Here is a 9,853-nt window from a genome sequence, read left to right as displayed (position 1 = left end):
CGGCCATCCATGGCCGGGGGCGGCTAACCCGGCATCCATGCCGGGTTGCCCACTGCGCAGAACCTGCGCTCGGCCTCTCGAGGGGGCGTGCACCGCAAAAGCCAAAGCGAGGCGGCCGACCGGCCGGCCTGTCCTTTGAAGCGTGCGTGTTCCTGACCTGATTCCCCTGCGGGAACGACCAACACTCCACCCCTGTCCACCCCCTGTAGGAGCTGTCGAGCGAAGCGAGGCTGCGATCTTTTGATCTTGCCGTCGCCGTTGCCGTTGCCGTTGCCGTTGCCGTTGCCGTTGCCGTTGCCGTTGCCGTTGCCGTTGCTTTCGCTTTTGCTTTGCTTTGCTTTGCTTTGCTTTGCTTTGCTTTTGATCTTGATCTTGATCTGTCTGCCCCTTTCCCAGAGGCCGAACGCAGGCGTTGCGCAGGGGGCACCTCGGCATGGATGCCGAGGTAGCCGCGCCCGGCGATGGATGGCCGATCGCGGCGGGCCCCCGGAGCAATGCCTTCGTTACGGCATGCCGAGCCTAAGCGAGGCACCGAATGGCGGGGCAGAAGCGCTTTGGTTACTTTCGCGCTTTTCGAAAGTGACCCGCTGTAAGAGCGGAACCATAAGTGGCCGTTACCGCAGAAACGGATATGTACACCAAAGAAAAAACCCGGTCGGCTTTCAAGCCGGCATCCATTTTCTTAAGTGAACGGCATTACGCCATTGAGCGGGCTTTTTTCCGTCGGTAAAAACTGCCAGCCTTTGTCTGGATTGGTTACATGCGCTAGCGCATTTAGTGGTGAACGGATAAATGCGTATGTGCATTGACTGTATATGCATACATGCATATTCTGGGTCTCAAGCCGCTCGACAGTGGTTTCTCGACTCAGGAGGCGTGACATGACATACGAGCTGCAAGCGTTGCTGGACATGCCGATCGGGCTGGTCACCATCCTCGCCCTTATCGGCGGGGTGTCTGGCGAAATGTGGCGCGCCGACAAGGAGGGCGCTCGCGGCTGGTCGCTGGTCCGGCGCCTGATCCTGCGCTCCGGCGCCTGCATGATCTGTGGGGTATCGGCGATCATGCTGTTATATGCCGCCGGTCTGTCGATCTGGGCCGCCGGTGCCTTCGGTTGTCTCACCGCGATGGCGGGGGCCGATGTCGCCATCGGGCTTTACGAGCGTTGGGCTACGCGCAAGCTGGGGGTGTGCGAAGTCCCGCCGGGTGATTCCAGTCGGGATCGCTAGGCAGTTTTCAGTCGCTGTCACGGGGTGATCGGCGCGCCTTCCTGGTAGCTCGGGGGGCGAGCAAGGGTAGGGTGCTGCCTGCCCGGCAGCCGTTCACATTTTGATCGAGCCTGAACCTTGCAAGCGCTATCCGCTCGTGTACGGTAGGCCTCACGCCAGCCTGATCAGGAGAGGTCCGTGAACGAAATCACCCAGCTTGCCGCCGAACTTGGCCGGCGTTTGCAGGTTATCAATGCCCATGTCACTACGGCCGAGTCCTGCACCGGCGGTGGCATCGCGCAAGCGATCACCCGTATTCCGGGCAGTTCGGCATGGTTCGAGGCCGGTTATGTCACCTATTCCAATCGTCAGAAAACCCTGCAATTGGATGTTCCCGCCGAGTTGTTCGCTCAAGTGGGCGCGGTCAGTCGTGAAGTGGTCGAGGCCATGGCTCGCGGCGCTCAGGCAAAAAGCCTCGCGCATTTTTCCGTGGCGGTCAGCGGCGTGGCCGGGCCGGACGGTGGTACCCCGAACAAGCCAGTGGGCACGGTGTGGCTGGCCTGGGGGGTAGGCGAGACGATGATTACCGAGTGCCGGTACTTCCCCGGCAACCGCGATGAAGTCCGCCGACAAACGGTGAAGGCCGCGCTAGAGGGGCTGCTGCAGCATGTGGCGGGAGAAATCTCAAATCAGGGGTAGGCGATCCTCAAACGCTGTGGAATAATACTGGCTACTTATACAGGTGTTGGCCGTCAGGCCTTATTGATTACGTGAGGACTTTAATGGACGACAACAAGAAGAAAGCCTTGGCTGCGGCCCTGGGTCAGATCGAACGTCAATTCGGCAAGGGTGCCGTGATGCGTATGGGCGATCATGACCGTCAGGCGATCCCGGCTATCTCTACTGGCTCTCTGGGTCTGGACATTGCTCTGGGCATCGGCGGCCTGCCAAAAGGCCGTATCGTTGAAATCTACGGTCCGGAATCTTCGGGTAAAACCACCCTGACCCTCTCCGTGATTGCTCAGGCACAGAAGATGGGCGCCACCTGCGCCTTCGTCGACGCCGAGCACGCACTGGATCCGGAATATGCCGGCAAACTGGGGGTCAACGTCGACGACCTGCTGGTTTCCCAGCCGGATACCGGCGAGCAGGCGCTGGAAATCACCGACATGCTGGTGCGCTCCAACGCCATCGACGTGATCGTCATCGACTCCGTGGCGGCCCTGGTGCCAAAAGCCGAGATCGAAGGCGAGATGGGTGACATGCACGTGGGTCTGCAAGCCCGCCTGATGTCCCAGGCGCTGCGCAAGATCACCGGCAACATCAAGAACGCCAACTGTCTGGTGATCTTCATCAACCAGATCCGGATGAAAATCGGCGTGATGTTCGGCAGCCCGGAAACCACCACCGGTGGTAACGCGCTGAAGTTCTACGCCTCGGTTCGTCTGGATATCCGCCGTACTGGCGCGGTGAAGGAAGGTGACGAAGTCGTTGGCAGCGAAACCCGCGTCAAAGTCGTCAAGAACAAGGTGGCTCCACCGTTCCGTCAGGCCGAGTTCCAGATTCTCTACGGCAAAGGCATTTACCTGAACGGCGAAATGATCGACCTCGGCGTACTGCATGGTTTCGTGGAAAAATCCGGAGCCTGGTATGCCTACAACGGCAGCAAGATCGGTCAGGGCAAGGCCAACTCGGCCAAGTTCCTGCAGGAAAACCCGGATATCGCGGCGACCCTTGAGAAGCAGATCCGCGACAAGCTGCTGACTCCTGCGCCGGACGTGAAAGCCAATGCGACCCGCGAGACTGTCGACGATCTGGCTGACGCTGATATCTGATTGATCCGATGACCGTCGTACTCGATACACTCGTCGCGGTGCGACGAACCGCAATGGACCTGCTCGCGCGACGCGAGCACGGTCGAGTCGAGCTGACGCGTAAACTGCGTCAGCGCGGCGCCCCTCCCGAAATGATCGACACAGCACTTGACCGTCTGACGGAAGAGGGCCTGCTGTCTGAATCCCGTTACCTCGAAAGCTTCGTCTCCTACCGTGCCCGAGCCGGCTACGGTCCTTTGCGTATTCGCGAAGAGTTGAGCCAGCGCGGCCTGCAACGTGCCGATATTGAACTCGCCTTGCGTGAGTCTGGCATCAGTTGGCAAGAGCAACTGGAAGACACTTGGCGTCGCAAGTTTGCCGGGCATTTGCCGATAGACGCCCGTGAACGGGCCAGGCAGGGCCGCTTTCTGAGTTATCGGGGGTACTCGATGGAAATGATCGGCCGCTTGTTTAGCGGCCGCGGGATGGATGACTGACAGGTGTGGCTCATGAACGCGGTGTCTGAGCGTGCGAGCCACTGAGTTGCTTGTCGATCAAGTGACCTTGATCGGTTCGCGCGCGCGTTGCTGCGTCTTGGACTGAGTCTTGGCCCAGTTTTCCGGCAGGTTGATGAAGTCGACCAGTTCACGCAGGCGGCCATGATCGCGGGCGTTGAAGGTGAACGAGAGTCGCGTCAGGTGACTGAACTGTGCTTCGTCGTGTTCCTCTCCACTGTAGGCATGTTGGTGAAAGTGATCGCTCAGGCACAGGTCGGCAAAAGCCGTTTGCATGTGTTCGAGCGCCTGCTCGCTGAGTTTGTGGTTCATGCGGATTACAAACTGATGCTTGAGCCAGCGACTGGAGTGGAAGTTGCTGTAGAACTGGTTGATTTGCTCAACCGCGTCTTCGGCGCTGTGAACCAGGCAAATCAGCTTCATGTCGCTGGGCAGGATGTAGCGATTGTCCTCCAATTGATTGCGAATGAAGTCCAGGGCGCCTTGCCAGAAATTGCCGCCCGGAGCGTCCAGTAGCACCACCGGTACCAGCGGGCTTTTACCGGTCTGGATCAGTGTCAGTACTTCCAGTGCTTCATCCAGCGTGCCGAAGCCGCCAGGGCAAAGAACCAGAGCATCGGCTTCCTTGACGAAAAATAGCTTGCGAGTGAAGAAAAAGTGGAACGGCAGCAGGTTGCCTGTGCCTTCGACGGTTGGATTCGCATGCTGCTCAAATGGCAGGGTGATATTGAATCCAAGGCTATGTTCGAGGCCGGCGCCTTCATGGGCGGCAGCCATGATGCCTCCCCCTGCACCCGTGATGACCATCAGGTTCGAACGCGCCAGTGCCGCCCCGAGTTCCCGGGCCAGGCCGTAGAGAGGGTGTTCGATCGGCGTGCGTGCCGAGCCAAAGACAGTGACCTTGCGTCGACCTTTGAACTGCTCCAGCACACGGAAGGCATGTTCCAGTTCGCGCAGGGCTTGCAGCGTGATCTTGGCATTCCAGCGATTGTGGTCTTCCTGGGCCATGCGCAAGACAGTCAATATCATGTCGCGGTAAATCGGAATGTTCGGGCTATTGGGTGAAACCAGGTTGAGTTGCTCTTCGACCTTGCTGGTGAGGTCGATACCGTTGCTTTGAAAATGACGACTTAGGAGGTCATTCGGTTCGTAAGGCATTCAGCTTCTCCTTCTGCACAGAACCTTTGGCACGGGCGAAATATTCGTCAGCGCCACGACACTGCATGTGTCGCTGTCAGACCAGGCTACCGCCTGAGCACTCCATGACTCGACAGGGCCGTGAAGCATTGGTGTGGTGATCGAGTCATCCATACAGGTTCTGCTTTCTTGGATGAAAGAAACATTCGCACTGCAAGACGCGAGTGGGCAACCCCCTTTTGCGCCCCAAAAAATTAGCGTCGACACACTGAATCTAGACCCTCTTGGCGATTTTTGCTGACTTGATCATGGGCCTGGAAAGTCTTGGCTGGCAACAGCTTATTGCCGATTCGAAACGCAGTTTCACCACTCGTCAGAACCTGCGCCAGGCGGCCTGGCCTCTGATTTACTAAGTGGCAACGAGATCCTGGCTGCCAGGGTCGGGTGCAAGACTTCAGGGCTGAAGCCTGGATCGCACTTTGCGTTAGAGAGTCAGGAAGGAGGCTGAATCAGGAAATCGATACGCAGCTGTATCGAGGGTTGCCATGGGCGCCGCAGGTCATCCGCGTTGAAGATGAATGCCTGCGGCGCTTGCATGAGCGGCAAGCGCGGGTGGCACGCTGGCGCCGTGGTATTTACTTTTTCTTCTTCTGCTGCGGGCAGTCGGATTCCTTGAAACGTTCCGTGGCCACCGGGCGATTGGTTTTAACTTCGGTGAACTCGTAACGCATGATCGCGCCCTTGGCCATCAACTTGCGAAAGCCTGGGTTGTTGCAGACGGTAGAACCCAGTTGAAAGTAGACCGCCTTGGGATCGGCGCGCATCTTGTCGGCATGAGTGCTTTGCACGCTGAGGTGATTGATCAGCTCTTTGCCTTCGACGGTATAGCCTTGGTCGAGAATGTCTTCGTTGATCGCCCGCGGCGTGCCAATGCTGCTCTGGGTGGCCACGTTTTGCAGCATTTTGCTCAGTTCCATGTCTTTCAAGGACGCAGCTTGAGCACTGAAGGACGACGCCAGCAAAACGGCAGCGGTGGGAACGATAAGGCGCAGCATGAAACTCTCCTGGTTCAGTGACTGTTGCTTCGACCAGCCACCGGACTGTGCGTTCAGTGGCGGGGAATTATAGGGGAGCAGGTGTGGACGGTACAGGCTTGCGCGGGCAGCTCTGGTAAACTGCAAGGACTTTTCACCCCTGCCGAGTGCTCTTTCGTGTCGATTCTTTTCCCTTGCCAGCCTTGCCAGCCATGAGTCACGCCGTTTCCCGCTTGCGCGCCCAACGCCTGGCCCGTGCCGTCAAACCTTTTGTCGCACGGGGTTCGCGAGCGGAGCGCTGCCCGGGGTGTCGGGTGATTCCCAGTCATTGCATGTGTGCATGGCGTCCGCATGTTTCGGCCAAGTCGGCGATGTGCCTGGTCATGCATGATGTCGAACCGCTGAAACCCAGCAATACCGGCTGGCTGATTGCCGATGTGATTGCCGACACCAGCGCCTTTCCCTGGTCGCGCACGGAAGTCGAACCGCAATTGCTGGTGCTGATCGCCGACCCGCAGTGGCAACCCTACATTGTATTTCCGGGTGAGTTTGTCGCGCCAGAGCGTGTGGTGACCGAGGTCAAGCTCCAGGAGGGTAAGCGTCCGTTGTTCATCCTGCTGGACGCCACCTGGAGTGAAGCACGCAAGATGTTCCGCAAGAGTCCTTATCTGGAGCACTTGCCGGTGCTCAGCCTGGAGCCCGAGCAGCTCTCGCGCTACAAGCTGCGGCGTTCCAAGCGTGACGATCATTTCTGTACTGCAGAAGTTGCTGCCTTGTGCCTGGAGCTGGCCGATGATCAACCGGCCAGTGAAGTACTGGACGCTTATCTGGATGTGTTCAGCACCCATTATCTGGCGGCGAAATTCCAACAGCCGATTGATCCGGACGATCAGCCCCATAGCCGCCTGAAGCCTTTTCTCTAGGACTCAGGCGCTCACCAACTGCGGCTTCTTCGGCCAGAGCTGCGCCACCAGCATGCCCGTCAGCATCAACGCACAGCCGAAATAGCCGCGCAATTGCAGGGATTCATCGAGCAGCCAGGCGCCGGCTATGGCGGCAAAGACCGCTTCCAGCGAGAAGATGATCGCCGCATGGGAAGCGATCGCATCCTTTTGCGCGATCACTTGCAGTGTGTAGCCAATACCCACCGCAATCATGCCGCCATACACAATGGCCGGTCCGGCAGCGATAATGGCGTTCCACTGGAAGGTCTCGAAGACCAGCGCAAGGGCCAGGCTGACCACCGCGCAGGTGGCGAATTGCAGAAAGGCCAGGCGAATCGGATCATGCCGACTGGCAAAAACCCCGACCAGCACCACATGTGCTCCCCAGACAAAGGCTCCGATCAGTTGCAGCCAGTCTCCCGAGGCGACCTGGAAATTCTCGCCGACGCTGAGCAGAAACATCCCGACCACCGCCAATAGTGCACCGAGCCAGGTTCCCATTCCGGTCCTATGGCCGATCACCAGACCCAATAGTGGCACTACAATGACATACAGTCCGGTAATGAAGCCGGCGTTGGTCACGCTGGTAAACAGCAAGCCGACCTGCTGGAGGTTGATACCGAGGGCCAGTGCCAGTCCCATCAGCCCCCCGCCGACGAGCAGGCCTTGGGTGAGGAAGGGTTCGCTATTGGCGTTCTGGCGATTGCCGCGCAACACCAGCGGTAGCAGGCAGAGTGAGCCCAGCGCAAACCGCAGGCCGGAGTAAAGGAAAGGGCCTATATGATCCATCCCCCGGGTTTGTGCGACAAATCCAGAGCCCCAGATCATGGCAGTCACAAGCATCAGGACATCGGCACGCAGGGCTTGGCTTCGCATGATGGCACTCTTATCAGTCAGCCGATGACTTTGCCGCAAAGCATCCAGCTTGACCACCCCGGCTTCGCTGGGCATGCTTGGCGCCGATTAGGGCGCGACCGAGGTTTTAAACGCTGACTTTTCGGGCTCTTGGCGTTGAACGTGCCCTGTGGGTACAGCCTTTTGACTGTCACCTAGTGTTGCGTTGGTGAGGACTGAATTCTTCAGACCTCCCATAAAAAAACGGGATCATTTGAAAAATGGCCACATACGAAATCCTGATTGCCGATGACCACCCTTTATTTCGTAGCGCGCTGCATCAGGCAGTGACCCTGGGCCTGGGCCCCGAGGTTCGGCTGGTGGAGGTTGCGAGCATTGCCGAGCTGGAAACCCGTCTGACCGAAAAAGCTGACTGGGATCTGGTGCTGCTGGATCTGAACATGCCGGGTGCTTACGGTTTTTCCGGGCTGGTGCTGTTACGCGGCCAATATCCGCAGATCCCCGTGGTAATGGTTTCGGCTCAGGAAGAGGCCTCGATCATGGTGCGCTCCCGTGAATTCGGCGCGAGTGGCTTCATTCCCAAGTCGAGTTCGCTGGAAGTCATTCAGAAAGCCGTGCGCAGCGTGTTGGACGGCGACGTCTGGTGGCCGCCGCAAGCCTTCGAAGAGATCAGCGTTTCAGCCGAGGCCAAAGCCGCAAGCGCCGGCCTGGCGAGTCTGACTCCCCAACAGTTCCGCGTACTGACCATGGTCTGTGAAGGTTTGTTGAACAAGCAGATTGCCTACGAATTGAGTGTTTCGGAAGCAACGATCAAGGCCCATGTTACGGCGATCTTCCGTAAGTTGGGGGTGCGGACCCGGACTCAGGCGGCTTTGCTTTTGCAACAACTTGAGTCAATTTCAAGTAGCCAGTGACCTGTTCCTTCACGTTATTTTGACTTTGGTTAAATTAGCTTCCCCACTCCTTTTCGTTCAGTTGTCTACTTTTATGTCGCCTTTCAAGGGTCAAACCGGTTTTAAACGCATCCTCAACGCCTCCGGCTACTCTCTCGACGGGCTGCGCGCGGCCTTCACGGGTGAAGCGGCGTTTCGCCAATTGGTGTTGCTCAACGTCATCCTGATTCCGTTGAGCTTCCTGTTCAGCGTCAGTCGGGTCGAGCGGGCAGTGCTGATCGCCGTGTGCCTGCTGGCATTGATCGTCGAGCTGCTCAATTCGGCGGTGGAAGCGGCGATCGACCGGATTTCCCTGGATCTGCACCCTCTGTCGAAAAACGCCAAGGACATGGGCAGCGCCGCCCAGCTCATTGCCTTGAGCATGATCGCCGTGGTCTGGGCGGTCATTCTGCTTTAACGGCTGTTCACGCGATCGTCGGCAGGACTATCTCGTCGCTGCGCCGCACCCCGGCGGTTAAAGCGCGGCACAGCTCGAGAAACTCGCGTATGGCCGAGGTCTGGTACTTCTGTTTGTGCCAAATGAAATAGAACTGGCGCAGCAAGTCCAGGTCCGGCGTTTCTACCGCCACCAGGCTGCCGCGGCGGAACGCATCGCGTAGTGCAAGACGCGAGATGCAACCAATCCCCAAGCCGGATTCCACCGCGCGTTTGATCGCTTCGGTGTGTTCGAGCTCGAGGCGGATGTTCAGCGTGCTGCGGTGGTGACGCATGGCCTGGTCGAAGGTCAATCGGGTTCCCGAGCCTTGTTCGCGCAGAATCCAGGCTTCGTGCGTCAGCTCTTCCATGCTCGCCTGACCGCGTTTTGCCAAGGGATGCTGGGGCGCGCAAAACACCACCAGCTCATCTTCGACCCAGCTTTGCACCTCGATATCCGGATGGCTGCAATCGCCTTCGATTAGACCCAGATCAATTTCATAGTGGGCAACCTGTTGCACAATGTTGGCAGTATTTTGCACATGGAGCTTCACCTGGCTTTCCGGGTGCAGCTGCATAAAGCTGCCGATCAGCAAGGTCGCCAGGTAGTTGCCGATGGTCAGCGTCGCGCCGACCGCCAGTGAGCCGAAGCCGGACTTGCCGTTGAGCAGGTCCTCGATTTCCTTGGCCTGGTCCAGCAGCGCGACAGCCTGCGGCAGCAGCTGTCGACCCAGGGCGTTGAGGCTCAGGCGCTTGCCGGCGCGATCAAATAACTGGCAGCTGGATTGGCGCTCAAGCTCGGTGATCGAGGTGCTGGCGGCCGATTGAGAAAGCGCGAGAAGACCCGCAGCGCGGGACACGCTTTCCTGCTGGGCGACGGCGACGAATACTTGAAGTTGACGGAGAGTAAATCGCATATCTATATAACCGATAACCCTTATCTTAATAATCCATTTAACAGATATTGTCGCCGCCATTA

11 protein-coding genes are annotated in these 9,853 nt (G+C 58.4%); 7 read left to right on the top strand and 4 right to left on the bottom strand.

Annotated features, from left to right (window positions below; genetic code table 11):
* The first annotated feature begins 881 nt into the window (after window positions 1-881).
* From F8N21_RS08390 to recX, 4 genes are all read left to right on the top strand, one after another.
* On the top strand, window positions 882-1,229 hold the full coding sequence (locus tag F8N21_RS08390) for a phage holin family protein (RefSeq protein WP_150641676.1): 348 nt from the start codon (window positions 882-884) through the stop codon (window positions 1,227-1,229).
* A gap of 177 nt (window positions 1,230-1,406) precedes the next feature.
* A complete protein-coding gene (locus F8N21_RS08385) occupies window positions 1,407-1,907 on the top strand; it encodes a CinA family protein (protein WP_150641675.1) in 501 nt (166 codons plus the stop codon).
* A gap of 83 nt (window positions 1,908-1,990) precedes the next feature.
* A complete protein-coding gene (gene recA / locus F8N21_RS08380) occupies window positions 1,991-3,043 on the top strand; it encodes a recombinase RecA (protein ID WP_150641674.1) in 1,053 nt (350 codons plus the stop codon).
* Window positions 3,044-3,051: 8 nt separating this feature from the next.
* A complete protein-coding gene (gene recX, locus F8N21_RS08375) occupies window positions 3,052-3,519 on the top strand; it encodes a recombination regulator RecX (protein ID WP_150641673.1) in 468 nt (155 codons plus the stop codon).
* A 57-nt stretch (window positions 3,520-3,576) separates the two neighbouring features.
* Here the strand turns inward: recX and F8N21_RS08370 are convergent, their stop codons facing one another.
* Together F8N21_RS08370 and F8N21_RS08365 are read right to left on the bottom strand one after the other, a co-directional pair.
* A complete protein-coding gene (locus F8N21_RS08370) occupies window positions 3,577-4,695 on the bottom strand; it encodes a TIGR00730 family Rossman fold protein (protein WP_150641672.1) in 1,119 nt (372 codons plus the stop codon).
* 614 nt (window positions 4,696-5,309) lie between these two features.
* Window positions 5,310-5,729, bottom strand: coding sequence for a quorum-sensing-regulated virulence factor family protein (locus F8N21_RS08365; protein ID WP_150641671.1), 420 nt, complete (start codon window positions 5,727-5,729; stop codon window positions 5,310-5,312).
* A 191-nt stretch (window positions 5,730-5,920) separates the two neighbouring features.
* On the opposite strand from F8N21_RS08365, the gene F8N21_RS08360 reads away from it, so the two are divergent.
* Window positions 5,921-6,631, top strand: a complete 711-nt coding sequence (locus F8N21_RS08360; protein WP_150641670.1) for a tRNA-uridine aminocarboxypropyltransferase — start codon at window positions 5,921-5,923, stop codon at window positions 6,629-6,631.
* A gap of 3 nt (window positions 6,632-6,634) precedes the next feature.
* Here the strand turns inward: F8N21_RS08360 and F8N21_RS08355 are convergent, their stop codons facing one another.
* The gene (locus F8N21_RS08355; protein WP_150641669.1) at window positions 6,635-7,528 is read right to left on the bottom strand and encodes a DMT family transporter; all 894 of its coding nucleotides are present in this window, start codon (window positions 7,526-7,528) and stop codon (window positions 6,635-6,637) included.
* 239 nt (window positions 7,529-7,767) lie between these two features.
* On the opposite strand from F8N21_RS08355, the gene erdR reads away from it, so the two are divergent.
* Both erdR and F8N21_RS08345 read left to right on the top strand, forming a co-directional pair.
* Window positions 7,768-8,421, top strand: a complete 654-nt coding sequence (erdR, locus tag F8N21_RS08350) for a response regulator transcription factor ErdR (RefSeq protein ID WP_150641668.1) — start codon at window positions 7,768-7,770, stop codon at window positions 8,419-8,421.
* A 73-nt stretch (window positions 8,422-8,494) separates the two neighbouring features.
* Window positions 8,495-8,857, top strand: a complete 363-nt coding sequence (locus F8N21_RS08345) for a diacylglycerol kinase (protein WP_150641667.1) — start codon at window positions 8,495-8,497, stop codon at window positions 8,855-8,857.
* 7 nt (window positions 8,858-8,864) lie between these two features.
* Here F8N21_RS08345 and F8N21_RS08340 read toward each other — a convergent pair whose 3' ends face one another.
* Window positions 8,865-9,791, bottom strand: a complete 927-nt coding sequence (locus tag F8N21_RS08340) for a LysR family transcriptional regulator (RefSeq protein ID WP_191624243.1) — start codon at window positions 9,789-9,791, stop codon at window positions 8,865-8,867.
* Window positions 9,792-9,853: the final 62 nt, after the last annotated feature.

The organism is Pseudomonas fluorescens (genome assembly GCF_902497895.1).
Taxonomy (GTDB): Bacteria; Pseudomonadota; Gammaproteobacteria; order Pseudomonadales; family Pseudomonadaceae; genus Aquipseudomonas; species Aquipseudomonas fluorescens_BP.
This window is presented reverse-complemented; position numbering and strand designations above follow the sequence as displayed.

Coding starts and splice junctions, on each gene's coding strand:
- F8N21_RS08390 (WP_150641676.1), top strand. CDS start 882: ATGACATACGAGCTGCAAGCGTTGCTGGACATGCCGATCGGGCTGGTC.
- recA (WP_150641674.1), top strand. CDS start 1,991: ATGGACGACAACAAGAAGAAAGCCTTGGCTGCGGCCCTGGGTCAGATC.
- recX (WP_150641673.1), top strand. CDS start 3,052: ATGACCGTCGTACTCGATACACTCGTCGCGGTGCGACGAACCGCAATG.
- F8N21_RS08370 (WP_150641672.1), bottom strand. CDS start 4,695: ATGCCTTACGAACCGAATGACCTCCTAAGTCGTCATTTTCAAAGCAAC.
- F8N21_RS08365 (WP_150641671.1), bottom strand. CDS start 5,729: ATGCTGCGCCTTATCGTTCCCACCGCTGCCGTTTTGCTGGCGTCGTCC.
- F8N21_RS08360 (WP_150641670.1), top strand. CDS start 5,921: ATGAGTCACGCCGTTTCCCGCTTGCGCGCCCAACGCCTGGCCCGTGCC.
- F8N21_RS08355 (WP_150641669.1), bottom strand. CDS start 7,528: ATGCGAAGCCAAGCCCTGCGTGCCGATGTCCTGATGCTTGTGACTGCC.
- erdR (WP_150641668.1), top strand. CDS start 7,768: ATGGCCACATACGAAATCCTGATTGCCGATGACCACCCTTTATTTCGT.
- F8N21_RS08345 (WP_150641667.1), top strand. CDS start 8,495: ATGTCGCCTTTCAAGGGTCAAACCGGTTTTAAACGCATCCTCAACGCC.
- F8N21_RS08340 (WP_191624243.1), bottom strand. CDS start 9,791: ATGCGATTTACTCTCCGTCAACTTCAAGTATTCGTCGCCGTCGCCCAG.